This is a genomic window from Ruegeria sp. P10 (assembly GCF_056534925.1).
The window spans coordinates 238,704-265,272 of sequence record NZ_JBQERJ010000007.1 but is presented as its reverse complement, the minus strand read 5'-3'; the positions used below and the strand labels follow the sequence as shown (position 1 = coordinate 265,272).

At 55.2% G+C, this 26,569-nt stretch carries 25 protein-coding genes and 2 pseudogenes; 11 read left to right on the top strand and 16 right to left on the bottom strand.

The window, feature by feature from the left end; all coding sequences use genetic code 11:
- Positions 1–185: pseudogene (locus ACR0FB_RS13865) on the top strand (hypothetical protein); the annotation flags it as partial.
- Between the two features lie 106 nt (positions 186–291).
- On the opposite strand, the gene ACR0FB_RS13860 reads toward ACR0FB_RS13865, so the two are convergent.
- The 10 genes from ACR0FB_RS13860 to ACR0FB_RS13815 form a co-directional block, all read right to left on the bottom strand.
- Positions 292–1,266, bottom strand: coding sequence for an aldo/keto reductase (locus ACR0FB_RS13860; protein ID WP_480620898.1), 975 nt, complete (start codon positions 1,264–1,266; stop codon positions 292–294).
- On the bottom strand, positions 1,266–2,573 hold the full coding sequence (locus ACR0FB_RS13855) for an L-fuconate dehydratase (RefSeq protein WP_171630701.1): 1,308 nt from the start codon (positions 2,571–2,573) through the stop codon (positions 1,266–1,268). The genes ACR0FB_RS13860 and ACR0FB_RS13855 overlap by 1 nt, the downstream gene beginning before the upstream one ends.
- On the bottom strand, positions 2,573–3,415 hold the full coding sequence (locus tag ACR0FB_RS13850; RefSeq protein WP_171630703.1) for a fumarylacetoacetate hydrolase family protein: 843 nt from the start codon (positions 3,413–3,415) through the stop codon (positions 2,573–2,575). Before ACR0FB_RS13850 ends, ACR0FB_RS13855 begins: the two co-directional genes overlap by 1 nt.
- 19 nt (positions 3,416–3,434) lie before the next feature.
- Positions 3,435–4,184, bottom strand: a complete 750-nt coding sequence (locus ACR0FB_RS13845; protein ID WP_480620901.1) for an SDR family oxidoreductase — start codon at positions 4,182–4,184, stop codon at positions 3,435–3,437.
- A gap of 5 nt (positions 4,185–4,189) precedes the next feature.
- Positions 4,190–4,522: an L-rhamnose mutarotase gene (locus tag ACR0FB_RS13840; RefSeq protein WP_245223649.1), complete on the bottom strand. Its 333-nt coding sequence runs from the start codon at positions 4,520–4,522 to the stop codon at positions 4,190–4,192.
- Positions 4,519–5,628 carry a mandelate racemase/muconate lactonizing enzyme family protein gene (locus ACR0FB_RS13835; protein WP_480620903.1) on the bottom strand — a complete coding sequence of 370 codons (1,110 nt, stop codon included), beginning with the start codon at positions 5,626–5,628 and terminating at the stop codon, positions 4,519–4,521. Before ACR0FB_RS13835 ends, ACR0FB_RS13840 begins: the two co-directional genes overlap by 4 nt.
- A 2-nt stretch (positions 5,629–5,630) precedes the next feature.
- The gene (locus tag ACR0FB_RS13830; RefSeq protein WP_480490889.1) at positions 5,631–6,722 is read right to left on the bottom strand and encodes an ABC transporter ATP-binding protein; all 1,092 of its coding nucleotides are present in this window, start codon (positions 6,720–6,722) and stop codon (positions 5,631–5,633) included.
- A 4-nt stretch (positions 6,723–6,726) separates the two neighbouring features.
- Complete coding sequence (locus ACR0FB_RS13825) at positions 6,727–7,590, bottom strand: carbohydrate ABC transporter permease (protein WP_171630711.1); 864 nt, start codon at positions 7,588–7,590, stop codon at positions 6,727–6,729.
- A gap of 5 nt (positions 7,591–7,595) precedes the next feature.
- Positions 7,596–8,492, bottom strand: a complete 897-nt coding sequence (locus ACR0FB_RS13820; protein WP_171630712.1) for a carbohydrate ABC transporter permease — start codon at positions 8,490–8,492, stop codon at positions 7,596–7,598.
- A gap of 72 nt (positions 8,493–8,564) precedes the next feature.
- Positions 8,565–9,887: an ABC transporter substrate-binding protein gene (locus ACR0FB_RS13815; RefSeq protein ID WP_171630720.1), complete on the bottom strand. Its 1,323-nt coding sequence runs from the start codon at positions 9,885–9,887 to the stop codon at positions 8,565–8,567.
- 137 nt (positions 9,888–10,024) lie between these two features.
- Between ACR0FB_RS13815 and ACR0FB_RS13810 the strand changes: the two genes are divergently transcribed.
- From ACR0FB_RS13810 to ACR0FB_RS13800, 3 genes and pseudogenes are all read left to right on the top strand, one after another.
- Positions 10,025–10,819: an IclR family transcriptional regulator gene (locus tag ACR0FB_RS13810; protein WP_171630722.1), complete on the top strand. Its 795-nt coding sequence runs from the start codon at positions 10,025–10,027 to the stop codon at positions 10,817–10,819.
- A 36-nt stretch (positions 10,820–10,855) separates the two neighbouring features.
- Complete coding sequence (locus ACR0FB_RS13805; RefSeq protein WP_480620906.1) at positions 10,856–11,677, top strand: amidohydrolase family protein; 822 nt, start codon at positions 10,856–10,858, stop codon at positions 11,675–11,677.
- A 405-nt stretch (positions 11,678–12,082) separates the two neighbouring features.
- A pseudogene (locus ACR0FB_RS13800) lies at positions 12,083–12,805 on the top strand (HPP family protein); the annotation flags it as partial.
- 55 nt (positions 12,806–12,860) lie between these two features.
- Here ACR0FB_RS13800 and ACR0FB_RS13795 read toward each other — a convergent pair.
- Complete coding sequence (locus ACR0FB_RS13795) at positions 12,861–13,562, bottom strand: IS6 family transposase (protein WP_480620908.1); 702 nt, start codon at positions 13,560–13,562, stop codon at positions 12,861–12,863.
- 281 nt (positions 13,563–13,843) lie between these two features.
- Here ACR0FB_RS13795 and ACR0FB_RS13790 point away from each other — a divergent pair, with 281 nt between their 5' ends.
- From ACR0FB_RS13790 to ACR0FB_RS13770, 5 genes are all read left to right on the top strand, one after another.
- Entirely contained in the window at positions 13,844–14,455 is a 612-nt protein-coding gene (locus tag ACR0FB_RS13790) for a VPLPA-CTERM sorting domain-containing protein (protein ID WP_171724689.1), read from the top strand.
- Between the two features lie 445 nt (positions 14,456–14,900).
- The gene (locus tag ACR0FB_RS13785) at positions 14,901–15,533 is read left to right on the top strand and encodes a tyrosine-type recombinase/integrase (RefSeq protein ID WP_480620910.1); all 633 of its coding nucleotides are present in this window, start codon (positions 14,901–14,903) and stop codon (positions 15,531–15,533) included.
- A gap of 167 nt (positions 15,534–15,700) precedes the next feature.
- The gene (locus ACR0FB_RS13780; RefSeq protein WP_480620912.1) at positions 15,701–16,141 is read left to right on the top strand and encodes a hypothetical protein; all 441 of its coding nucleotides are present in this window, start codon (positions 15,701–15,703) and stop codon (positions 16,139–16,141) included.
- 206 nt (positions 16,142–16,347) lie between these two features.
- Complete coding sequence (locus ACR0FB_RS13775; RefSeq protein WP_480620914.1) at positions 16,348–17,259, top strand: homocysteine S-methyltransferase family protein; 912 nt, start codon at positions 16,348–16,350, stop codon at positions 17,257–17,259.
- A gap of 317 nt (positions 17,260–17,576) precedes the next feature.
- Positions 17,577–20,075 (top strand): tetratricopeptide repeat protein, encoded by a 2,499-nt coding sequence (locus ACR0FB_RS13770; protein ID WP_480620916.1) that lies wholly within the window; start codon positions 17,577–17,579, stop codon positions 20,073–20,075.
- A 99-nt stretch (positions 20,076–20,174) separates the two neighbouring features.
- On the opposite strand, the gene ACR0FB_RS13765 is transcribed toward ACR0FB_RS13770, so the two are convergent.
- From ACR0FB_RS13765 to ACR0FB_RS13745, 5 genes are all read right to left on the bottom strand, one after another.
- Positions 20,175–21,101 carry a DMT family transporter gene (locus tag ACR0FB_RS13765; protein ID WP_171638578.1) on the bottom strand — a complete coding sequence of 309 codons (927 nt, stop codon included), beginning with the start codon at positions 21,099–21,101 and terminating at the stop codon, positions 20,175–20,177.
- Positions 21,102–21,356: 255 nt separating this feature from the next.
- Positions 21,357–21,761: a lipocalin-like domain-containing protein gene (locus tag ACR0FB_RS13760; protein ID WP_480620918.1), complete on the bottom strand. Its 405-nt coding sequence runs from the start codon at positions 21,759–21,761 to the stop codon at positions 21,357–21,359.
- Between the two features lie 182 nt (positions 21,762–21,943).
- Positions 21,944–22,495 carry a GNAT family N-acetyltransferase gene (locus ACR0FB_RS13755; protein WP_480620920.1) on the bottom strand — a complete coding sequence of 184 codons (552 nt, stop codon included), beginning with the start codon at positions 22,493–22,495 and terminating at the stop codon, positions 21,944–21,946.
- Positions 22,496–22,809: 314 nt separating this feature from the next.
- Positions 22,810–23,517, bottom strand: coding sequence for an IS6 family transposase (locus ACR0FB_RS13750; protein ID WP_480620922.1), 708 nt, complete (start codon positions 23,515–23,517; stop codon positions 22,810–22,812).
- A 267-nt stretch (positions 23,518–23,784) separates the two neighbouring features.
- Entirely contained in the window at positions 23,785–24,270 is a 486-nt protein-coding gene (locus tag ACR0FB_RS13745; protein ID WP_480620923.1) for a hypothetical protein, read from the bottom strand.
- Positions 24,271–24,539: 269 nt separating this feature from the next.
- On the opposite strand from ACR0FB_RS13745, the gene ACR0FB_RS13740 reads away from it, so the two are divergent.
- Positions 24,540–24,986 carry a universal stress protein gene (locus ACR0FB_RS13740; RefSeq protein WP_058283451.1) on the top strand — a complete coding sequence of 149 codons (447 nt, stop codon included), beginning with the start codon at positions 24,540–24,542 and terminating at the stop codon, positions 24,984–24,986.
- 349 nt (positions 24,987–25,335) lie between these two features.
- Positions 25,336–26,121 (top strand): formate/nitrite transporter family protein, encoded by a 786-nt coding sequence (locus ACR0FB_RS13735; protein WP_058283450.1) that lies wholly within the window; start codon positions 25,336–25,338, stop codon positions 26,119–26,121.
- The last annotated feature ends 448 nt before the right edge of the window (positions 26,122–26,569 follow it).

Genomic DNA, 26,569 nt, shown 5'->3' with positions numbered 1-26,569 from the left:
CATGTGCATCCCAAGCCGGAAGCAGCCAAAAAAAGCGGTGAAGTACGACAAGCGTCGCTACATAGTCGCACCCCCCCTCTCGTGACATTGCTGTGCAATGCACTGTCGGGCAGTGATACGAGATCATGTTCGGAAGGTTGAAAGATTGGCGACGTGTGGCAACCCGATACGACAGGTGCCCATAGGTCTTCCTCTCAGCCATCGCACAGGCGGCTACCGTCATCTTTTTGGCTTTGAATTCTGACCCTAGGTTATCGGCTAGGCGGATTGCGCCTGTCATCATCTTGCACGTCAAAATCCTCGCCTGAAATGACTGTCAAACTCATCAGGCGTTGGTCCATCCAATGCAGTAAGGTTTCGTTGCAATGACCGCGCGCTAGCTGTTCCCAACAGGACAGAGGCTGCCAACTCATGCCGTTTGGCAAAGTGAAGCGCCGCAGTTGCCAGTTGCAGCCCAAGCACCTCGGCTCTTGTTTGAAGGTTTTTAACCTGCTCGATGACTTCCGGTGATGCCGGGACATAATCATAGGTTGCTCCTTCGACCGGGCCGGTAGCGAGGATGCCCGAATTGAACACGCCGCCCAGTACCAGGCTGGTACCTAGCGCTCGGCATTTGGCGGTGAGCTCCTGTTCTGCCGATCGGTCCAGAAGTGTTAGCCGACCAGCCAACAGGATCACGTCGATGGGGCCATAGTCCATTACGTCGAGACAAATCTGGTTTTCGTTCACGCCCAGCCCGAAAGCCCGGATTTTGCCCTGCTCCTTCAACCTTACCAGCCGTTCATATCCCGACCCGAGGAAGGCTTCCATATGGGCGCTATTGTCCTGTCCGTGAGTGTATTCACCGATATCGTGGACATAGACGATATCTGCGTAGTTGGTATTCAGAAGGCCAAAACTGTGTTCCAGCGAAGCTTCAATCCCGTCGCCTGAATAGTCATAGCGCACCGCGTTGGGCAGCGGATCGACAAAGCCATCGGCCTCGACCATCGCTGATCCGGGTGACAGCACCCGCCCAACCTTGGTTGAAATGACGTATTCGTCGCGGGGATACCGCGTAAGGAAGCGGCCCAGTCGCATTTCGGACAGGCCGCGACCATAATGCGGTGCGGTATCGAAATAACGGATTCCCGCGTCCCAAGCGCATTGCAGCACCTCATCCACCTGCGCGTCGGTCGCTGGGCGGTACAGGTTTCCGATACTCGCACAGCCAAACGATGCCTCGGTCACGCGCACACCGGTATTCCCAATGAGGTTCTGTCGCATCAGGCCGCTCCTTGCTCGGCGGTTTGCGTTGCAGATGGTTGATGTTGATAATCGGCGATCGAGCTTGCCTTCATCTCGATGGAGAACCCCGGCGCCACAGGTGCCTGATAGGCACCGTTCTCCACGATGCAGGGGTCGACGAAATGCTCGTGCAGGTGATCGACAAATTCGATGCGTTTGTCGTCTTTTTCACCGGTGATCGCCACATAATCGATCATCGACAGATGCTGCACATACTCGCACAGGCCCACGCCGCCGGCATGGGGCCAGACCGGCAAGCCAAATTTTGCTGCCATCAGCTGTACCGCAAGCACTTCGTTCAAACCGCCCAGACGACAGCTGTCGATTTGCACGAAATCAATAGCCTCGTTGGCAATGAACTGTTTGAACAGAATGCGGTTCTGGCACATTTCACCCGTCGCCACCTTGATCGGGGCAATTGCCTGACGGATTTTTCTGTGCCCAACCACATCGTCGGGGCTGGTGGGTTCCTCGATGAACAAAGGTCGCGCAAATGATAGTTCCTTGACCCAGTCGATAGCCTGATCGACCTCCCATACCTGATTGGCGTCGATCATGATGTTCATGCCCTCGCCCAGTTCCTCGCGGGCGATAGTCAGGCGGCGGATGTCGTCGGCCAGTTCGCGGCCCACCTTGAACTTGGTATGGGTAAATCCGGCCTCGCGCGCTTCGCGGCACAAGCGGCGCAGCTTATCGTCGGAATAGCCCAGCCATCCTGCCGAGGTGGTATAGCAGGGATAACCTTCGGCCCTCAGCTTTGCGATCCTGTCCGCCTTGCCCGGTTCGGCCCTGCGCAGAATGTCCAGCGCCTCGTCCCTGGTCAGAACATCGGTCATGTAGCGGAAATCGACAAGTTGCACGATTTCCTCGGGCGTCATTTCCCCGACAAGTTGCCAGACGGGCTTGCCAGCCTCTTTCCCCAGCAGATCCCAGACCGCATTGACCACCGCACCGGTGGCCAGATGGATTGCACCCTTGTCCGGCCCGATCCAGCGCAACTGGCTGTCGCCGGTGACATAGCGCCAGAACCGTCCCATGTCTTCGCGCGCCCAATCCAGATCGAGACCGACCAGCAGGTGCCGCATCGCCTCAATAGCGGTAATGCAAATCTCATTCCCTCGCCCGATGGTGAAGGTCAGGCCATGGCCCTGATACGCGCCATCGGTTTCCAGCACCACATAGGCGGCGGAATAATCCGGGTCGGGGTTCATTGCGTCTGACCCGTCCAGCGAGTCTGAGGTCGGGAACCGCAGGTCGAAGGTTTTCAGGTCGGTAATGGTAACCATCAGCCCGCCACCACGTTCTGACGTTGAACACCCAGCCCTTCGATGCCAAGTTCAACAACGTCGCCAGGCTTCAGATAGGTCTGAGGGTTCTGCCCCATACCGACACCCGGAGGCGTACCGGTCGAGATTACATCGCCGGGCTGCAGCGACATGAATTGCGACAGGTGCGAGATAACGGTTGCCACGTCGAAATGCATGGTCCGGGTCGAGCCGTCCTGATAGCGGTGGCCGTTGACCTCTAGGTACATGGGCAGGTTCTGCGGGTCGGCAACCTCGTCCCGTGTCACCAGCCAGGGACCGATCGGGCCGAACGTGTCCGCCGACTTGCCCTTGACCCATTGGCCCGAGCGGTGCAGCTGGAAATCACGCTCGGACAGGTCGTTGATGACGCAATAACCTGCCACATGGTCCAGCGCCTCTTCGACATTGACGTATTTGGTGTGCTTGCCGATCACCACGCCCAACTCGACCTCCCAATCGGTCTTGACCGAGCTGCGCGGGATTTCGGTGTCGTCGTTCGGCCCGCAGATCGAGGAAGTGGCCTTGAAGAAAATCACCGGCTCCTGCGGCAGTTCCATGCCGCTTTCGGCGGCGTGGTCAGCATAGTTCAAGCCGATACAGATGAATTTACCCACCTGGCCCACGCAGGCGCCGATACGCGGGTCGCCATCGACCAACGGCAATGAGTCAGGGTCGATGCCACGCAACTTGTCCAGCGCGGCGTCGCTTAGAGTGTCGCCCGAAACATCATCAACAACACCCGACAGGTCGCGAATGTTCCCTTCGGCATCCAGCAAACCCGGTTTTTCGGACCCGACCGGGCCATAGCGCAACAGTTTCATCTCTCAATTCTCCTGCAAATCAAATGGACCAGCCGCCGTCGATGGCGTGGTTCTGTCCTGTGGTGAAGGCGCTGTCGTCGCTGGCGAGGTACAGCGCCAATGCCGCGATTTCTTCGGCGGTTCCGATGCGGCCCATCGGCTGACGTGCGATGAAGTTCTTCAGTGCCTGTTCATAGTTGCCGGTGGCGCGCAAACGTCCGTGCATCGAGGGGCTGTCAACGGTGCCCGGGCAGATCGCGTTGCAGCGAATGCCACGGGTGACATAGTCAGCGGCCACTGCCTTGGTGATACCGATCACCGCCGCCTTGGACGCGCAATAGGCAAACCGGTTCGGCACGCCCTTGATCGAGGACGCGACCGAGGACATGTTGATGATCGATCCGCCACCGTTGTCCAGCATTCCCGGCAGTGTCAGACGGATCAGCCGATACATCGCCTTGACGTTCAGATCAAAGCTGAAATCCCAGTCCTTTTCGTCACATTCCAGAATGGTGCCGTTCGCCACATAGCCCGCGCAGTTGAACAGAACGTCCAGCGGGCCGATATCTGTAACGGCGGCCTCTACTGCGGCGCCATCGGTCACATCCAGCTTCAGCGCAGTGACACGCGGGATGTTAGCCAATTCCGCCAGCGCATCCTCGTTGATGTCGCTGGCGATGACCTCGCCCCCTTCGGCGGCGAACAGCTCGGCCGTCGCCCGTCCGATGCCCTGGCCTGCGGCGGTGATGAGTGTCTTTTTTCCGGCCAGACGGCCCGTTGTGTCAGTCATAGCTTTTAATCCGTGTGAAATACTTCTTGCATCATCGACCATTGCTCGTCCTCGGCGCGGCTGGCCAGAGGCGACTGGCAGGGGTCGGTATGGGTCCACCATTCCTGAGTCACCGGGTCCTTGGCCATCTTGGCCATATCCGCAGTGAAATCCTCGCCGTGATATTCCCAGTACCCGAACAACAGGTTTTCCGGCTCGCGCAGGAAGATGGTATAGTTGCGAATGTTGCTGTTTCTGATCTGCTTAAGAACCTGCGGCCAGACGGCGGCGTGCAGGCGCTTATATTCTTCGATCATCTCGGGTTTGACCCCGATTACCATGCCCATGCGCTGCATCATGCACCTTCCTTGACGGTTTTGACCTCGGAAAGCCGCGAAATCGCATCCCAATCCCAATCGATACCCAAACCGGGTTCATCAGAAGGGATGGCGTGACCGTCCTCAATCCGGATTGGGCCGTTGGTCACGGTGTCCAATTGCGGGATGTATTCCAGCCATTTTGCGTTAGGGATAGCGCAAACCAGCGGCAGGTGCAGCTCCATCAGGAAATGCGGGCAAACCATGACGTTGAACGCCTCGGCCATGTGCGCCACCTTCAGCCACGGGGTGATGCCACCAATCCGGGCCACATCCACCTGCACGATCGAGGCCGCGCCCATTTGCAGGTAATCCTTGAACTGGCTCAGCGAATACATACTTTCGCCCACCGCAATCGGCACGCTGGTGTGTTGCGCTAGTTGCACATGGCCTGCCACATCATCGGCGGGCAGCGGTTCTTCGAACCAGCCTATCCCGTGCTCCTCGAGAACCCGCGCCCGGCGGATCGCTTCGGACAGAGTAAAGCCCTGATTGCCATCGGTCAAAATCTCGTACCCGCCACCCAGGGCAGACCGGACCGCCCCCAGACGCGCGTCATCTTCGCTCAGGTGATCGCGGCCGATCTTGATCTTTGAGCCGCGAAAGCCCTGTGCCTGCATCAACAGCGCGTCATCGACCAGCGCCTGCGTTTCCAGATGCAACCAGCCGCCCTCGGTGGAATAAAGCGGCACTTTTTCGCGCGATCCCCCGGCGGCTTTCCAAAGCGGAAGACCTTGCTTGCGGCAACGCAGATCCCAAAGCGCGGTGTCGATGGCGGCCAGCGCCAACGAGGTGATTGCGCCCACCGCTGTCGCGTGAGTGGCAAACAGCAGGTCGCGCCAGATGCCTTCGATCCGGTCCGCGTCGCGCCCGATCAGCATCGGGGCCAGCGTGTGTTCCAGCAGCGCCATGACAGATGGCCCACCCGTGCCAATGGTATAGCAATAGCCCGTACCACTGACGCCGTCGCTGTCATAGACAGTAAGGATCGGGGTTTCTTGACTGACAAAGGTCTGAATGGCGTCGACCCGTTTCACCTTGGGCACCAGATCGATCATGCGCAGTTCAATATGAGTGATTGTCGCCATGCTTACCCCCGGATCGCCTTCCCCGATGCCGCGTCAAAGACATGGGTCTTGTCCAGCATCAGGCGGAACTTCATAGCCTCGCCCGGAGCGACGGGGCGCGGGTTGAACATCTTGGCCTGAACCTCGACCCCTGCCAGTTCGGCGAACAGCAGCGTCTCGGTGCCAAGCGGTTCGGTCAGCGTGACGGACAGGTCCAGCTCTGTGATCTCGCCTTCTTCCTCGACCGAGTGGCCGACTGGCATCAGGTTGTCGGCGCGGAAACCGAACCGCACCTTTTGCCTGTCGCGCACAAGCGACCGCGCCGATGCGGGAACAGGCAGCTCGATACCACCCTGCAGCTGCAGGGTGCCGCCGGATACCTCACCATCGACAAGGTTCATCGGCGGCGAGCCGATAAAGGTCGCCACGAAGGTATCTACCGGCGTGTTGAACAGTTCCAGTGGGGTGCCAACCTGCACGATATTGCCGTCGCGCATCAGAACGATACGATCCGCCAGCGTCATCGCCTCGATCTGATCGTGTGTCACGTAGATGATGGTGTTGCCGACCTTCTGGTGCAGCTTCTTGATCTCGACCCGCATCTGGGTGCGCAGCTTGGCGTCAAGGTTCGACAGCGGCTCGTCAAACAGGAACACGTCGGGGTGCCGCACGATGGCGCGGCCCATTGCGACGCGCTGGCGCTGACCGCCCGACAGTTCGGCGGGCTTGCGTTCCATCAGCTCGTCCAGCCCCAGAATGCCCGCTGCCTCGGTCACGGATTTGGCGATTTCATCCTCGGGACGCTTGGCGATCTTCAGGGAAAAACCCAGATTTTCGCGCACGGTCATATGCGGATACAGAGCATAGTTCTGGAACACCATCGAGATGTTACGTTCGCGCGGGGGCAGGTCATTGACGACACGGCCGCCGATGGCGATCTCGCCGCCGGAGATTTCTTCGAGTCCGGCAATCATCCGCAGCGTCGTCGACTTGCCGCAGCCCGAAGGGCCGACCAGCACGACGAACTCTCCGTCATGGATGCCCAGGTCAATGCCGTGCACAGCCTGATGTTTGCCATATTTCTTGACGACATTGGAAAGGGTAACTTCAGTCATTTTCTTATCCTTTGACGCCGCCGAAGGTCAGGCCGGCAATCAGGTGTTTCTGGACGATGAAGGTCAGGACCAGCGCGGGCACGATCATGAGAACCGCAAGCGCGCACATTCCCCCCCAGTTGATGGTAAATTCGGCGGTAAAATCCAAAAGACCCACAGGCATCGTCTTGGACCCGACCGAGCGGGTCAGCTGCGACGCCAGCGCGAATTCGTTCCACGAGGTGAGGAAGGCAAAGATCGCCGCCGAGGCAACGCCCGAGCGCGCCACCGGAAATTCCACCCTCCAGAATGCCTGCCAGCGGGTGCAGCCGTCAATTTCTGCCGCTTCGTGCAGCTCTTTCGGGATCTGGCGGAAGAACCCGTCGGTCAACCAGATGGTGAACGGCACGTTCATCGCCACATAGGCCAGGATCAGGCCGAAATGGGTGTCGATGATGCCGACCCGGGCAAACACGATGAACAGGGGCAGCGACAACGCCACACCGGGAACCGCGCGGAACAGCATCAGCCCGACAAAATAGCCCGATTTGCCCTTGAAGCGATAGCGGGCAAAGGCATAGCCGCCCGACATGCCGATCAGGATCGCGATGAAGGTTGAGACGACCGAAACGATCAGCGAGTTGCGGAAATAGCTGAACACTGGCACACCGCCCTCGCCCGCGCCGCCGAACATGGCGCGGTAGTGGTCTAGCGTAAAGCTGGGGGTCCAGACCGGCGGTTTGGCCATAATCTCGACCGTTGGACGGAACGAGTTGAGAACAATCCAGAGCCCGGGAATGCAAATGATCGACATAATCAGGAACAGCCCGATGAAGTGCGCAGTTTTCAGGGCGCGGCGGCGATTGCGATGTGCTAGATTGCGGTCCATTGGCCCTACCCCGCCATTCCCAGTTCAGCACGTGCGGCGCTGAGCTTGCGGAAGAAATAGATGGTGAAGAGGATCGACAGCAGGATCGAGATATAACCCATCGCGTTCGCCAGCCCCATGCGGGCATCGACATAGCCGGTGCGGCTCATCAACGTCCACAACAGTTCCGTGCGACGGGCAGGGCCGCCGCCTGTCATGATCTGCACGATGTCATAGGCCCGTGCGACGTCCAGCGAGCGGATGGTCATGGCAATAAAAATGAATGGCATCAGGAACGGCAGAGTGATGTGGCGGAAGGTCTGCCAGGCGGTGCAGCCATCGACCTTGGCGGCCTCGAGCGGGTCACGCGGCATGGCGAACAGACCGGCCAGGATCAGAATGGCGAAGACGGATGTGCTCATCCAGATTTCCGCGAACATGATCGAGAACATCGCAAGGTTGCCGTCCACCAGCCACGGCAGCGAGGCATTTTGGAAGCCCACCGATTGCAACACGTTGTTCACCAGCCCGATATTGTCGTTGAAGATGAACTTGAACTGAAAGCCAACAAGAATGGGCGAGAACATCATCGGGAACATCAGGATCGTGCGCAGCGTACGCTGCCCCCATGTGACCTTGTTCATCATCAACGCAATGCCCAGTCCCAACAGCAGTTCCAGATTCAGAACGATGGTCAGGAACAGCACCGTGCGCCCGAACGCCGCCCAGAATTTCGCATCGGTCAGGATTTTTTCGTAATTGAAGAACCCCACCCATTTCCACAGCGTCGAAGGCCGCGTCAGCTTGTACGACGTGAAGCTGGAATAGAGCGAGAAGATGAGAGGGATCAGAACAACTGCGGCAATCACGATGATCGCAGGCAACAGAAGGACTAACCACTCGGGCAAGCGGCGGCGGGTCATGGTGCACCTTTTGGGGGTCTTGGGGGTTCACCCGCAGCGGAACACCCGCCGCGGATACTTGTGGGTCCGGGTTCAGTAGTAACCAGATTCCCGCATCAGCTCGTCCACCGCAGCCGCGGCATCGTCCAGCGCCTGCTGCACAGTCTTGTCGCCAACGATGGCGGCCTGCAGTTCCGGAAAGACCAGGTTTGTGGTCTCGCCCCATTCCGGGATTGGCGGTACCGCAAAGGCGTATTTCGCACCTTCGGCAAACGCGGCCAGAGCTTCGGCGCGGAATGCGTCATCACCAGCTTGCGCCGCAGCGACGTTGGCCTCCCAAACGGCTGTCCGTGTCGGCAGCGAGCCACCAGCGCTTTCGGCCAACTGGCTTTCCTCGCTGGTCAGGAACTGAACAAGCGATACTGCGGCGTCTTTGTTTGCACAGTCACTGGTGACCGAGAACCCGTGATGCCCGGACCAACCGGTCCGCGTCGCCGAACCCATGGGTTGCACAGCAACGCCGACGTTGCCAGCAGCCTTGGACGATTCCGGATCGTTGAAGAACCCGGCCCAGCCCGGCCAGTCCAGGTTCAGCGCCACGGTTCCACTGGCAAAGCCCTGCCCCAGATCGTCCCACACATAGGACGTCGTGCCAGCCGGAACCGCCTTGGCCTCGTACAGGTCTACGAACCACTGCAGCGCGCGCTGACCTGCCTCGGAATTGAAGATTGGTTTCTTGTTTTCGTCCAGATAGTTGCCGCCCTCGGCGACAACCATCTCATAGAACCGACCCACGATGGCCTCATCCTTGCCTGCATACTGAGTGCCGTAGAAATTCGGAGGGTCCGCAAAAAAGATCGCCTGATCTTTGACCTGCTCCCACGTCTCGGGAACAGCCAGATCATAGCCGTATTTTTCCTTGAACGCGGCGGCCTTGTCGGCGTCTTCATAGTTCGACTTCAGGTAATAAAGCACTGAAACGTCAAACTGCGCGCGCGGCAGCATCAAAAGCTGGCCGTCGACCGTCGAGGCGCCAATGTTGCCCGGAACGAATTCGGCAATGGTTTCCGCTGGAACCAGCTCGTTCAGATCAACATAGAGCCCTTCATACTGGGGCGCAAAGGAAGAGTGGTTTGAACCCACGCACCAGCTGGTGGTCCCAGCGGCCATGTCCGACTTGATTTCCTTGTCGATCTCGAAGTGGCTTTTTTTCGAAATAATGTCGACCTTGGCACCGGTCGCAGCTTCCCATTCGGCAATACGGCCATAGAGACCTTCGTATTGTTGTCCGCCGATCAGTTTCGCCTCGATGGTCACGCCATCAAAGTTCCCCCAATCCGACGCACCTGCCGATTCGACGGCCGCGACTATCGCTGTTCCGACCATCAAACCCATTAAAATGCTGGATTTTTTCATCATGTCCTCCCTGATGCAATCAAGCGATGCTTGTTGTTTGTTCGTATTTAAAACATTTATTCATCTATAAATCAATGTTGACTTAGCCTTCCCAATGACTGAAAATCAATCAGGAATATTGCGCGACAGGGCACTGTATGGACGACATCACCGACAAATACCGCGCACCCGCGCTGGAAAAAGGCCTGGATATCATCGAGCTTTTGGCTGACCACGGTGAGGGACTGACCCAGGGAGAGGTCGCAAAGGCGCTGGAACGGTCCCCGTCTGAGATTTACCGGATGCTCTCGACACTGGTACGGCGCGGGTATGTCATCCGGTCCCTGTCAGGCGATCGATATTCACTTGGCCTGAAGATGTTCGCTATTTCGCAGCGACACCCGCCGATTGGACGGGTAATCGAAAGTGCCCTGCCCCGTATGCGCGCGATAACACGAAAAACTTGGCAATCCTGCCATATGGGAATGGAAAGCAACGGTGATATCGTGATCGTGGCCTCAGCGGAGTCTCCGGGCAATTGGGGCCTTGCGCTGAAAACCGGAACCGTCGTGGGGCTGGGGAATACAGGCTCTGGCCGGGTGCTGGCGGCCTTCCGTTCAAATGAAGAAGTCGAGGACCTGATCGAGCAGCACCGCCTTGCCGTAGGTGAACCCCCGCTGGACCGTAGCGAGTTCATGGAGCATATCGCCCGCATCCGACGCTTGGGCTATGAAAAAATGCCGTCTGCAACTGCGATCGGTGTAACCAATGTGGCTTTCCCGATTTTTGGCCCGGGCGGCAGGGCCGCAGCGGTGCTGAGCTGCCCCTATCTGGAACGTGTCGACGATCTGAAAGTCCCCTCTCTGGACGAAATCGTGAATATGCACCGGGAACTGGCCCGGGAACTGACGTTGCTTCACGGTGGATCAACACCGGAATTCGGAGCCGCTTAAGGCGGCTTAACAAAAAACATGATCAGAGGTTTTAGCATGGTCATCGACACGCATCAGCATTTCTGGAAGCTCGATCGAGGCGATTACGGCTGGCTGACACCCGAGCTTGAAACGCTATATCGCGATTTTCTGCCCAAGGATTTGAAACCTTTGCTGGACGAGGCGGGTATCAGTGGAACCATCGCGGTTCAGGCCGCCGATACTGAGGCCGAGACTGAATACCTGCTGTCTCTTGCAGACACGCATGACTGGATACGAGGGGTTGTCGGGTGGGTGGACCTTGCCGCCGAAACGGCACCAGCCTCGATCGCGCGATGGGCGGCCCATCCAAAGCTTCTTGGACTACGCCCGATGATACAAGACATTCCCGATGACGCTTGGATGCTGCGCGATGATCTGCGTCCGGCTATCGCTGCCATGGTCGAAAATGATCTGACATTCGATGCTCTGGTATTGCCCCACCATCTACACCATCTCAAAGCGTTTCTGGCAAAATACCCCGATTTGCGAGTCGTCATTGACCATTGCGCCAAGCCCGAAATCCGCAATGGGGCCTATGAGGGCTGGGCGCAGGACATGGCTGACATTGCCGAAAACACGCAGGTGTTTTGTAAACTGTCGGGCATTGTGACCGAAGCCTCGACCGATTGGAAGCCAAGCAGCCTTGAGCCTTACATTGCCCACATTCTTGGCATTTATGCCCCAGAGAGGCTGCTGTTCGGCAGCGACTGGCCGGTTCTTAACCTCGCCTCGGACTACAAATCGTGGCACGAGATCGCCATGGGTGCCATGGGTGACGCAGCAAAAAGTATCCTCTCGCAAAGTCCGAAAGCGGCCTACCCTCGTTTGTCCAGCTAAAACATAGAAGACAACCCGATTGAGCGGGCCTCAATTGATGTTGACAAAAAGGGCTCAAATCCGCCGACAAACATGCTTCAAGCTTGTATCTGAGAGGGAGCAAATGCACTTTTCACATGCGTCCTGTGTCTTGCGCCGTGCGTGGCAGACCGTTGGAAAGGCTGGGTAGAAAACGACTGGAGCTTTGGTCGCCAAGGGCCAGGCCATCTGCTTTAGCCTTGATGTGCAAAAGAGCAGCCTGATGTGTTGAAAAATTTACCCACTTTCAAGCAGCTTCCAATTCCCATGTCGCCCATCCAATAAAGTGGCAAAGTCGTTGGTCGGCATTCTCTCTGCAACCCTGCGGTTGAACTTTTTGCATTCTGCTGAAACTGTGCGCAGAAGAAGAAGGATGGGGCCTGCGCCGTGTATATTCTCAGATCTCTTGGGCCGGCCGTTTCCCGCGTTTCACCGATTGAAGCGGCTCGTGCGGGTCTGGGTGCTCTTGTCGGTCTTGGGCTGACGGGACTGTTCCTTCTGACTCCGGGTTCCGATCTGGATTTGGGTCTTTATCTTGTAGCACCCTTCGGAGCGACCTCTGTCTTGCTCTTTGCTGTCCCAAATAGCCCGCTCGCGCAGCCTTGGTCCGCCGTTGTCGGCAATACGGTGGCGGCCCTTGTCGGCGTGGCTGTTTGCATGACAATCGCAGACCCGGCGCTACGCGTTGCGCTTGCAGTTGGGCTTGCCATTACCGCAACAATCCTGTGCCGGGCGCTTCATCCGCCGGCAGGAGCCGTCGCCATGACGGCCGCATTGAATCCCGAGGCCATCGCGCAATTGGGGTTCTGGTTTGCGCTTGCACCGATTGCGGTCGGAACCTGTGTCCTTGTCATCCTTGCGACAGTCTATGCCCGGATCACCGGACGTCACTATCCATTCCGGCAATTCGACGATCCGAGCAATAATCAATCGGAAGACAAGAACCCCTCAGAGCGCCTTGGCCTGTCCGAAGAAGAACTTGCAGGTATTCTGGAGCGCTACCGACACTCCTTCAATCTGGGGGTCGAGGATCTGGCACGCCTGATCAGCGCGGCGGAACTGCAGGCGGCAACACACGTGACCGCCCCTTTGACGGCAAAAGATGTCATGCCCTGGTGTTGTCACTTTAACTTCGAACCCGCCAAGAAATTCTGATGATCGGATTTCAAGCTGCTTGAGTGGCGGCAATCCAGGTGTCAAGCGCTTCGAGACGGTGATATCTGATTGTTAAGGCGGAGCGACGGCGAGTTGGAACACTGAAGCAATTCCGAACGGCTGAATGGGTAGCCACAAACCTTTGCAACCCGCCCGGAGACCGATGGCCTTGCATTGTCCGTTCTCGCTTTCGAAACGGTAGATGGCTGTTTTCGGCGCGGTTGTTGAGACCCTTGTGCGACCAGTGATCCAGACCCGGGGCGATCTCCCGCTTGGCGGCGCCATATGAGCGCAGCTTGTCCGTGATAATCCGCTTGGGAATAAAACCATGGCGCTTTATCAGGCAGCGCAACAGCCGTTTTGCGGCCCGTTTGTCCCGTTTCGGTTGGAGTATTTCGTCCAGCACAGCCCCATGTTGATCGACCGCGCGCCAAAGCCAATACTTGCGACCAGAAATTCTCACGACAACCTCATCGAAATGCCAGACATCGCCGGGACGGTCCTGTCGCTGTCGCAATTTGCGAGCGATCTGCGGCCCAAACTTGATGACCCAACGCCGGATAGTCTCGTAAGACGCGTCGATCCCACGCTGCAGCAGCATCTCTTCAACTTCGCGCAGGCTTAAATTGAAACGGGCGTACAACCACACTGCATGGGCGATGATCTGAGGGGGAAATCGGTGACGCTTGTAGCTGATAGGAGATGAATTCATCGATGCCACCTACGTCCTAATCCAGGCAAGAGCAATCGAACGGCAGTTAACGTGACATCACCTTGTCGCAAGATGGCGGCAGGGAAGCGGCATCTCTCGTAGCGAGGAACAAAAAATGACAGCGAGTTCGATAGTATATTATTCGCCATTTGGAAACAAATCGTTTCCACAAAATATGCAAATTATGTCAATGTTTTAATCCCGTGGTCGCAGACTTGAAAAAATTCAATTTCAGAACAGTTTGTGTTATAAAAGTGGTGTTGTCTTGGGGGGTGTGATTCATGAAGTTGTTTGCTGGTGCTTTTTCCAGGGTCCTTGCGGCCACTATGTCGTTGATGCTTTCAGTCACAGCATCAAATGCACTGACTGTGAACATTGTCGATCAATCGTCGGCTTCATTCTCCGTGAATTGTAACTCCTGCGTCGGAATTCTTGAGGACGGAAGTTTGGATTCGATGTTTTCTCACGGGCTGTCTATCGGCAGCGCTAATGAAGCAAATATCGCATCCTATCTAACCAACATCGGGTATTCGAGCGTTTCCTCGGATGTAGTCAAATTTGATTTAGGTGGAGGTGGCCTTGGTGGCACCGGGAACAGCGAAAACTACTCGTTCAATGTGTCCAAAGGGTTGTTTTTTGTTAAGTACGGTACAGCGACCGCATTCTTCCTGTCTTCTGCTTCTGATACGGTTAGTTTCACAAAGTCCGGAAGGGGTCCATTTGCGCTGAGCAACTACGGCACGGTTGCGCCTGCGCCAGTGCCACTACCTACAAGCATTCTGTTGCTCATTGGTGCAGTTGGAACGCTTGGTGCCATGAGGTGGCGGAGCATGAGAATATCTCGCAGTTGCTCAACCGTTTCGCCAAGAACGGTGGCCCCGGCAGTCAGCTAGACAAGACCAAAGTTGCGCATAAGCCCTGTGCTGGGCAAAGTAGACATCTAATCAGCCCTTGCCCAACATTGTCGAGAGACCGCTCCTTCAAACAGGCGGTTTTCTTTGAAAGCAGTGAATTCGCTACTTGAGCGTTCAGTCAACCATTACACGCGCAACCAACTGGAGTGCCCCATTTGATTTGGGCCACCGTTATGTTTGAGAAACGGAGGACCGAGAATGACGAACAAGAGACATAAGCCGGAAGAAATAGTTCAGAAGCTGCGGCAAGTTGATGTGCTTGTCGGCCAGGGAATGATGCGTTTACTGGTCTTTACCACGGGATCCGATTGTCGGCTTTGGGCTCGTTCCAGACCTCAAATGCGGCGCGGCATCCTGTGATATGTTGCATCGGTCAACGTCGGGTTGTCGTTCTGGGAGGGCATGGCGGATCGGAGGATAAGTCATGGACACACCAAACCTACCTGCCATTCGCGCTTTGCGCCCAGCCTGGAACAAAGGCCGCATCGTTGGTCAAAAGCGACCACTAAAGCCAAAACATGTCTGGGCGATCCGCGTCAGGCTCGAACTCGCCGAGAATCATCGCGATCTGGCGCTGTTCAACATGTCGATCGATAGCAAGCTCCGCGGTTGCGATCTGGTGAAGATGAAAGTCGTTGATGTCATGGCGTCCGGTCAGATCAAGGAGCGGGCATCGGTCCTACAGAGCAAAACACAGAAGCCTGTGCGATTTGAGATATCCGAAGGCACACGCGCCTCGGTCGAGAAGTGGATGGAAGACGAGCTCATGGTCGGCTCCGAGTACCTTTGGCCGGGTCGCTTCCATGAGCGGCTGCACATCTCGACCCGTCAATATGCGCGGATCGTCCGCGACTGGGTCACGTCGATCGGTCTAGAAGCAAGCGCCTATGGCACGCATTCGATGCGAAGAACCAAGGTCACTCAGATCTACAAGAAGACCGGAAACCTTCGTGCGGTTCAGCTCCTTTTGGGCCACACCAAAATGGACAGTACGGTCAGATATCTGGGCGTCGAACTCGAGGATGCCCTAGCCATCGCTGAAGCCATTGAAATCTAGTGAAGTTGGGCCGCCTACATGGGGCGGCCCAGAGCTGCCTTCCATCAAAAGTTGTCGGTGCTGCGTCGCGGCTTCCCTTAAGCGGACATTGACCTGCAGTCGATTTCGTTGCGAAGATCTCCATTACTAGCGACCAACCGTATGGAGATTATTTGAGGAGACAGAAATTGACTTCGAGCGAGGAGCAGAAGCACGGCAAACCATGGTTTGAAAAGGCAGAGTTTTACGTGTCGGCGCTCTCGGTGATCATTGCAGCCGCTGCCCTTTGGTATTCTTGGCAGGTTTCGACGACTGAGCGCGAAATCAATCGAGTTGATGCCCGCAATGCCAATTGCACGGCAGTTGCCGGAACCTACTTGGAGCAAGCGAAAGTCTATGGCTGGCCTGAGTACGATAGTGATACAGGGCAATTTCTTCGAACCGTGCTTGATGAAGACAATGCCAACTTTGCAACTACTGCGCTGACCATCGCCCGCGCCGCTCAGTTATGTCGTATTTCCACGGGTGATCTATCAACTTGCATCAAAGAAAGAGTAAACGGAGTGTCCGAGCACTTCGTCAAAGATGTTGGGACAGATGGCGAGATCTACGAAAACCCTGTGTGCTAGAAAACGCGGCCCAAACCGACCATTGGCCGTGGCTTGATGACGCTGCTGTGCAGCCCTCCGAAGGAGACTTTCGCTGCGGTAGAGAGGTGTCCTGAAAATGAGTTCATACTGATGGAATACATCCTGTCGCTGTCCTAAGGTTCACAGGAGGCCCAACACAAAGTAGGTTTCCTGTGAAGAGGTAGCGGCAATAGGCGTGGATCAAAATGGCGCGACAGTTCCCATTCGAAGGTGACAAGACCTTTCTGGTTTATGCCGGCACCGGCACCGACCTGATATTCAATCATGGAGTTGAGTTACCTGGTTTCGCGTCGTTTCCATTGCTGGAAGAACCTGATACCAGGGTAATACTGGCCGGTCAAATGCAGGCACTTGTCGATCTGGCCCGTGAAATGAATGTCGGATGCATCCTTGATGCGCCCACATGGATGGCGAACGCCGACCGGGCAGCGCCCTTGGGGTACGATGCAGAACGGCTCGCCGAAGTAAACAAAGATGCGGTCAGTCTAATGGAAGACCTGCGCCAAGCTTCCGCACGCAATGATGTACTGGTGTCGGCCTGCATCGGTCCAGGTTATGATCCTTACGCCGATATCCCGCCGGTATCCGTCGAAGATGCACGTCAATACCACGCCGCTCAAATGCAAAGCCTGAAAGACACAAGCGTCGATCTGGTCACTGCTTATACATTCAACCGTCCCAGCGAGGCAGCGGGATGCATCCTCGCCGCCCGAGACGCTGATTTGCCAATCATAATGTCTCTGGTTGTTGAGACAGACGGGCGCCTGGCAGACGGAACCAAACTTGTGGACGTAATTGATCAGATCGACGGGGCAACCGACTCCGCGGCGCTGTTTTTCATGGTCAACTGCGCTCATCCGACCCATTTCGCCGGAGCGCTTGGCAACCACCACCGACTTAGAGGCCTGGTGGCTAACGCTTCGAGTTGCTCGCATGCGGAACTTGACGAAGCGGATGAGCTGGACGAAGGCGATCCAATCGAACTTGGCAAACAGATTGCCTCGATTGCGCGACAGAATCCGTCGATTCAAGTATTTGGAGGGTGCTGCGGTACGGACATGCGCCACCTGAAATCGATGGTCGGCGAGTTGGCGTAGCCAACTCGGTTCAATCTACACGTCAACGCTGAAATTTCTGGGGATACCGAGATTTCTTTCCGCAACTTGTTAGGAGCGGCCGAATGCACCCTTGATCGCGTTCAAATGCTCATCGGTATTTTTCTCGTTCAAAGCGGACTTTCACGCACGTTGCAGCCCTTCGGGCTCTATAGGGCAGGTCCAGCCGTCGCGTAGAAAGCTCTGACCGGTCGATTTAAACGCCTTGGTTCAAACTATTGCGTGTGTATCATGTCAGGAAACGGTGCCGCCTTACAGATATACACCTTCCTTGGCCGCACTTCTGCGGAGTGACGTTAATGCCCGCCATCGATGATCTCTCATGGCCTGAAGCATATATCGAGCTTCTGCCACTGATAACTGACAAGTGGTCAGTAGAGAATGAAGTTTACTTTCACCGTCAGCTAAGCGCCGGTAAGTCCGGCGCCCTTGTCTATATTGTCGACATTACATGCGATGGATTCAGTGGTCAGGCCATTCTCAAATTTGACGCCCTTCCCGATCCGGAATGGAAAGAAAAAGCCGAAAACCAAAGGCATCTGGAGGCGTTCGAGGCGGTTCCTGCGTTTGGATCAAAGCATCTGGCACGCATCGTCCATTCTTTGGAACACGACCGTAAGATCGCGATCCTTTCCACGGTCGTGGCGCAAGGACTTGAGTATTCGCTTCCCTGGAACGATTGTGGCTACGAGCTCGCCTTGAACGTTCTTCAGCGGCTGTCGAGAAGTCTCCTTGACGACTGGAACGTCGATTATGAAATGGCACCCGGATTGCACTCGCCCCGGGATCTTCTTTCCGGATGGCTCGGCTACAGACTGGATCCCGATCTAGGTCGTCTACACCAGTTCCTTTCGGATGTTTGCGGTCATGATCCGAACGAACGTTGCCTAATGTTTGAAGGTCATTGGTACCCGAATCCGTTGGCTTTTGCCTGCGACGAGAAACTGCCAGGCCGATTGAGCCTCAGAGCGGCGCAAGGTCGCGTGCATGGGGATCTCCATGGGTACAATGTACTGGTTCGAGCGCACCAAAGCCGCGATCCTGATTATTTTCTGATCGATTTGGCGCTATACGAAGACAACCAGTTTTTGTTTTACGATCATGCGTATTTTGAGTTGGCATACCTGCTGGCACGACGCGGAAACTGTAGTCCTGCTCAATGGGATGCCATCCTTGATGACCTTGGCCTCTTTCATTCAAAACACCACACATTGGGGCTTTGGCAAGATGACGTCGGCATCGTCGAGTTCGTCAGAACTCTCCGACGAGGGGCTATGAGTTGGGTTGAGCGCCACGAAAGCCATCGGCTCAGCTTTATGGAAAGCCAATACTTGCTGGCCCGTGTAGCAGTGGGCCTGAATTTCGCGCACAAGAACCTCAGCGTCGGTGCACGCAGCCACGCATTCTTGTACGCAGCTCACAATCTCAAAGACTACATGACACTCAACAATGTCGAATGGCCCAGGCACGGACCTGTGTTTCGATTTCCGACAACACTGGAACCTTTGTCAGGCTCTCAACCTGAGGCCGAAACCCTTGCACCAATGACCGAGCCTCCAGCCGAAAAAGACCGTCTGTTTGATCAGATGGTCACTCAGCTTCCAACGCCGCAAAAGCCGGTAATCGCAGTGTTGCCATTCGACTGTATCAGTGGGCAAAGTGACGACAATGGATTTGTGGCGGGCATCAACCATGAACTTGTGACCGAATTTGCAAAGGTGGATTGGCTGTCGGTGGTCTCACCCACTTCCACCAAGCTCCTCAAGGATGCTTCACTAGCCGGCGAGGAAATCGCGCAACGTCTCGGGGCGCATTATTTGGTGGAAGGCAGCGTGCGCTATGACGATCAACGCGTTCGCGTAACGGCCCATCTGGTAGATACATCGAATGGGCATGATCTTTGGGCCGATCGCCTGGACCACAAAACGGATGATGTTTTTTCCCTGCAGGAGGAAATCGCTTCGGCCGTTGTTGGGCATATAGATTGGGAGTTGCGGTTCGACTTGCGTGAACAAGCCCGACTAAAACGTGGTGAGGTCAACGTTTGGGACAAAGTTCAAAAAGCACTGTGGCATCTATTCAAATTCACAGATGAAGATACTCAAAAGGCAAAGGATATATTAGCCAGAACCATCGACATGACGCCGGACTATGCGCTTGCGCATGCAGTGATGGCAAATGCCGAGCTTCGGAAACTGTTCTTTGACCAGGTCGATGATCGGGAAGGGGCGAAGGAACGTGCACTCTATCACGCAGAGCGCGCTGTGGCACTGGATGAACAAAGTAGTTTCGCGCATGCCAGCCTCGCCCGTGCATACACCCAGTTTGACAGACACGACACCGCGATAGCAGAGGCAGAACTCGCAGTCAGCCTCAACCCAAGCGCAGCAAACGCACATTTGGTCCTTGGATATGCGCATCTCGCAAATGGGCAGGCGACGCTTGCGTTACCGCATTTTGAGACCGCAACCCGATTTGGCCCATCCGGTCCATATTTCAAGATCAAGTTGTTGGCTAAAGCATTTTGTCTTTATTTTCTCGACAGATTTGACCAGGCCGAGGCTTGTGCGAGAACAGCATTAGAGGGGAAATCGGTTGATCCATTCGGCCGCTATGTGTTGGCGGCAATATTGATACGGGGAAAAGCCACAGACGAGGCGAGACGAATAATTCGCCAGAGCCAGGAAAAACGCCCCGACATGTCTTGTTCGCGCGTCCGTCTGGCGTTCGAAAACCTTCAACAACGCGATCTTGACAAATTTGTCGGTGACCTCATGAAAGCTGGTTTACCGGATTGAGCTTCGCGTCTTGTTGGCTGGGCAGTGCGGTAAAATATTCCATTCAAATCGCGGCACCCAAAAACGATGCCAGATACCGTTCCACTGGCAGCGCACCTATCAATGAGGCGGATGGTCCGTAGCAGCTGGTCGACTGTGCAATCGGGTTGCGATTAGAACACCACCGATAATCAGCACACCGCCGACGCCTTGATAAATCTGAAAGTCCATACCCTTTAGAGCAACGGCTTCGACCGCAACGAGTATCGGTACGAGATATGCAAATAGGGAAGCAGTTGATGCGCCAACTTCGTTTGTCCCGAAATTGAGCAAATGGAGATAGATAGCACCCATGCCAACTCCAATGAACAAGATCGAGCCCCAGACCTGCCAGGAATAGTCTAACGGTTGAACCGTGCCAGCTTCGTGAATCACGACAAACGGCAGCAGAACGACAATTCCAACAATGAAAATCACGAACAAGCCTTCGTCAGGCCTGGGGTGCATGTTCCATTTTTTGAGAAGAACCAAATATAGCCCGCGGCAAGCATTGGACGTTATCATCAACAGGAAGGCGAGATGCGGGTTGAAATTGAATAGGTTTTCTAGATCACCACGAAACGCAAAAACCAGCGCCCCAATGAGTGCAATTATTACGCCCAAATACTGGACAGAACGCAAGCGTTCGTTAAGCAGGAATGCAGAAAACAAGATCGTCAACAAAGGCACACTGGTGTACCCCGCGCCAAGATCTATTAGGTCATTGGATCGGAGCGCTGAATATACAAACCAAGGCGTCGCCACCACACCAATGCAAGCAAGGATTGTAAAGCGGAGCCAACTTCTTTTGAAGTGTTGGAGCGGTTTGCTCCGCCCTCTCATAACAAGAGGAAATACAAACATTGCCGCAATCAAGCAGCGCCAAAAAGTCAGTACAACCGGGTGCACTTCACTAACTGCCAGATTACCGAACAAGAAGTTCCCAGCGCTGATCAGCATTGCAAGCAACAATGCTCCATAGGCCAGCGCGGTTCTATTCATTTTCATGATTGCATCAGAGCATGACCAGCTTTTGAAACAAAGTATCAAACGATGCGGCGTTTGCGTGAAAGTTGTATTAGAAATACTTGTACTGCTTCGACCTTGAAAATCGAATACCGGCCCATTCCTTCTGTTGGCCAAGTGATCAAGATGCCGCGTTCGCAGCCCGCTTTGCGATCATTCGCTGCAAGTGCGAACTCCCGGCTTTGTCGAACTCACACATCGCGGACAAAACGGTCGTTCGCCGATTATCGCTGTCGCCTACCTTTTCAGACGTTCCCAAACCAAAATACCCCGTCCTTGTTTTCCCCCGAAAACGACCCCTTCCGCCGTCAATTCCAAAAGCTCGCCAATTAGCGTCATGGTTCGCAATTTGTCCTGCCCGGCCCAAGATGCCTCGGTCGCAGCATGAACCCGGTGCCGAACGACCGCGCCTTCAAATGACCAATCACCGCAATACGAGAAGTAGCTGGGGTCGTCACTTGTGTTGGTTCCCTCGACATGCATGTCCGGGTTCCAAAGGTGAGCCGACATGAACCCATCGCCCGCGTAGACAATCCGGCCTTGCGGGTTGTCGCCATAGGGCAGGAAAGTGGAGCCGTCGTCAAACTCGGTGACGAAACTCTTCAATACCCATGTTCCGATTATCGAGATGGTCGTCCTCATTCTGACAAGGCTAACCCAGCAAATGGCTGCCCAGCAACGGCTGGGTCGGGCGCGGTCCTGTTATTCTCTGCGCTGGACACGAAAATCAGCAGCTCAGACTTTGCTGCCGATCAACTTCATCATTGTATCGCTTAGCTGCCTCAGCAAGTTATCAACCAAACGATGCGCCCTAGCCAATTAACCTAAAAGGCACCGAGAGAGGGCCAGGACAAATATTCTGGCCCTGGATGACACCAGATTTGCATCGTTCCCAGCACAGGGTGTTGAAAAGGTGCCTCGTATTCTGCGCCCAAACGTTTTGCCAGAGCAAAAGATCGCGGGTTGTCTTCGACAATCAAGCTGATTGCGGTTTTCCAACCGAGAGATGAATACGCAAATTCGCGAGCCGCAAGCGAGGCTTCGAAAGCGATGCCCTTACCCTCGCCACCTTCGAAAACAGACCAAGCTACTTCAGGCTCAGGCCAACCTTCGGGGAACCACAACCCTACCACCCCAAAAGGTTCATCAGATAAGCGGTCGGCGACGATCCAACGACCAAATCCACGCAGAATCCAATGGCCAAACAGTTCACCGAATTGAGCATAGGCCTCTGAGCGTGTGAAAGGACCGCCGACCGTCACCGCCCGCTCGGACATTCGAAACCCGGCGAACGCCTCGAAATCCGAGGCCAGCGGCGCGCGAAGGCGGAGGCGCTGTGTTTCGAGAATTGGGATATTTACTAGTTGCGGTGTCATGTTTTTCAGATGCTAATTGTCTTAGTAACACTCATTTTGAACTACAGGCTATGTCTGCAATGGACTCGGTGCCGTCGTTCGCCAAATTGTGGTGAGTGACCGCTTTGCGTGCCGTTACCCGTGGTGCACCACCGGAATGTGAATGGAGCGGCCTTTGCGCCGATGGGCCTGTCGTTGAGTTGCTACAGAATTGGTGCATGATGGTGCTCAGTTTAACAGCCTTGGGAGATCGATGTGGTTTGGACCAGAAGAAGCTTTTTTGGTGCTGTCAGACAAATTCGAACTAGTCTCAACTAGGCCAGTAGAGCTGTCCTTCATGCCGCGCCAAGTTCGCGCCACTCGGCGAGAGCAGCGGCGCGTGTCAGCTTGAAGGTGCCTCGGCTGGTTAGAGATCGCTCCTGGTTAAAGTGGTTGTAGACGGAGGAGTGGACGGCGGCGAATTTCTGTAAACTTTGCATACGCCTGAATCGCTGCATCGCGCGTTCTCTTCGTCGGAACGGAAGGTGTGAGTTCTCAACCCGGTTGTTAAGCCACCTGCCCGTCTTCTGCTTTTCCGTCGCACCGAGATCTCTGAGCGCGGCTCGGTATGACGCGAAGCGATCGGTGACAACTTCATCCGCAGCACCGTGTCGCCGCATCAATTTCTTGAGAAATTTCAGTGCTGCCTGTTTGTTTCGGCGTTTGGTGACAACGGCTTCAAGCACCTCGCCTTCGTGATCAACGGCGCGCCACAGGTAGTGCCGCCGACCGTTTACCTTTACGAAGACTTCGTCGACATGCCACTTCGACCTTGAGTATGCCCGCAATTGCTGGACCAGTTTTCTGCGAATTTCCGAGGCAAACATCGGACCGAACCTATTCCACCAATATCGGACGGTTTCGTGGCTGACATCAATGCCACGCTCGTTCAGCAGGTCTTCGACATTCCGCAATGAAAGCGGAAAACGGATGTAAAGCATCACCGCCAGGCGAATAATCTCAGGGCTGGTTTTGAAGTATTTGAACGAGACGGGTTTGGTCATTGCCAGAAGCTATGCGACCACCCTGCCCCGCTCAAGCAAAGTTCCTCTGACAAGACCCTCGTGACATCGTTGATAAAACGAGCAATCTTGGCAGTCTGACCTTCAACGGTGCCGTAGGCAATCAGCACTGTCATTTCGATCCTCCCGTAAATCGATCCGAAAAGCGCGCCAACTATGCCGAAACCGTTCGCTTCAGCCCTTGATCTCAATCAAAAGTGACTGTCTTGCCAAGTTTTTTGGACGCGGGTGCGGCGTCGTTTGGTCGGCTCATGCGGTTCTGGAAAGCGCTACAGCTATCGCCAGCCAAAATCCAGTGCGTATGGTCATTGCACCGACGGTTCGCCATTCAAACGGCGTTCCAAACAGTGCCACTAATATCAGAACAGCGAACACAAGTAGTGTAGATAAGCCCATCACCCAGGCAATTCGAGTTGCCCAGGTTGTTGATTTAAAGAGCGCGATTGCACCAAGCAAATAGACAAATCCAGCCAGGAAATTGAACCAAAGCACGAATGGAACTGCATCTCCGACTGCATCTCTGGCAGCAGCACCCCCGAACAGTGCCGTTCCGCCGGAGAAAATAGTAAGAAGACCAAAGAGTGCTGCGGCTATTGCAACTGGGCGAACCCAAGGCGAAGAGGAAGGCATCGTCGTTTTCCTCTGGAATAAGATTGAATTTCGTGTCGTAAGCAATCCGCCGTCATCGCCAAACGAACTGAAACGCACGTCCATAGTAGCAATTTTTCTCGCCATTACCCTTGATCTTTATCGTTGGGCTAAATTGATACCCATTGAAAAAGCAGCGTTTGCAGGAGGTATTTCGCAATAAATATGTGCTGTTTCCTCTTTGGGATGAACCGTTTGCAATTCCAACGATTCTTAAAGTTGGTTCGGTTACCGTGAATCTTCTGGAAACGAACGGACGACAACGCTCGAATTTGCAGCGAAAAGTGTTGATTTGAGTCAATGCTAGTTGCTGCAAGTTCACCCATACTGACCCCTCACAAAGGAGGGAGTGCGACATGTTCAAAATAATTGTGGTTGGCTTGGATGGATCAGAGGCGTCAGAAGCAGCTCTACGCGTTGCCTGTGATATCTCAAGCAAATATGGCTCCCAAATTCACCTTGTCCATACACCTCAGCCGCAAACCGTGGCTTTCGCAATGGGCGCGGTTGCTGGCTATCACGCCGTCACGACAATGCCTTCAGACGAAGAGGTTCAGCAGGCAGCAGACAAGATCATTTCCGCGGGTAAAGAGATTGCCAAAGAATACAATCAGACAGTTTCGCAAACACATACCCAACGCGGTGATCCGGTCGACGAGATCATCGCATGCGCCGAGCAATGCAAAGCTGACCTAATTGTGACGGGCCGCCGCGGATTGGGAAGCATTGGTAGCCTGATTCAAGGGAGCACCTCTCAAGGCATCAGTCGGAATGCCACTTGTGCGGTTTTGACCGTTGCCTAAATTTCAAACTTGGTCCCAATCGGCACAAAAACGATGACGATCAATAAGCTCAGCATTGAAGCCTCGTGACAAAACTAAGGTTCGATGGCTACTACGTGATGCTGAACTCCCGGCCGTGAAAACGGAGTCTGACATCCACTGCTTCATGACGGTGACACGAAAACGGATGCTGAAACCGAGGTCATGGGTGCCTGTGGCGATGACCGGCGACCAAACTGTGTTAGGCGAAACGACCCGAACTGTGGTGGAATAGATAAACTTCCCCTTTTTATTTGTGCTTTGGTTCAAGGTCAGAAGATAGGCTGTACAATCCCTGATACGTAGATCCGTGGTAACTTTGGAGCCCGACATGAACACCCCGTCCCTGTTCGACGCTCATAAACCCTCTGAAATTGCGACATTAGTTGAGACTGCTGGGGTCACAAAGGCAAAGTTGCGAATGGCACCCATGTTCGTTCTTGCGATGCTGGCCGGGGCATTCATAGGGTTTGGCGCAGCGGCCTATACGATGGCGGTTACTGGCGCAGACAGCGCTGCGGGGCCGATCCGCGTTCTGGGTGGCGCGGTGTTTTCCCTGGGCCTTATCCTGGTGATCGCAGGTGGTGCAGAATTATTCACCGGCAATGTTTTGATGGTGATCGCAGCGGTCGACCGCAAGATACCACTGCGACTGCTGTTTCGAAGCTGGGGTATCGTCTACGCCGGAAACTTCGTGGGCGCCCTCGGGCTTGCATTTGCCTTCTCTCTGACCGGCCTGCTCGAGGGGCCGATGGGCAATACCGCCGTGGTGATAGCCGATGCCAAAGCGGGGTTGGAACCGATGGAGGCCTTCGCCCGTGGCGCACTGTGCAACGGGTTGGTATGCCTTGCTGTTTGGCTGTCCTTTGCCGCCCGTAGCGTCGCCGGCAAGGTTCTGGCCGTTTTGTGGCCCGTCACTGCTTTTGTGTTACTGGGGCTCGAGCATTCGATTGCGAACATGTTTTTCTTTCCGCAGGGTTGGGCGGCGGGGGCAACTGTGCCGGTTTTTTCAGTGGCGACCAATCTATTGTGGGTTACCCTGGGCAACATTGTCGGCGGGGCGGGAGGAGTCGCCTTGGCCTACTGGTTTGCTTACCTTGGTGCTACTAAAGGGTAAGACCCACTTCTTCGATCACAGCGCCTGCCAGAGCAAAACGAACGGTTTCAGATGGTTTTGAAGGCGTTGTCTAATTGTGCAGCCCAGATCAAGCTTTTTCTGCACTTAGTAGTCTAAATGCCGGGAGCATGGTTGTCTTCGTGGTCGATATCGGTTGTCGCATGATGGTGCAACACGAGCGGAAGCGGCACAGGCTTGCCTAAGTCCGCTGATTGGGATGCGAGCCGGTTGATCAGTCAGATATGAGAGTTGGATGTGGAGGTAACTCACCGACCTTGAGGCAAGGAGATGGCGCATTGGCTGATGACGGTGCCGGGAATTGGGCCGTTCTTTGCCACTGCACTAGTTGCCCTCTCGTTCCCGAACTGGATTCTTCGCCAACATCTAAATTCATTGATCCTCGTCAAGATTGGAAAAGGCAAGATGTGATACAGTTGATGCCTAAAAT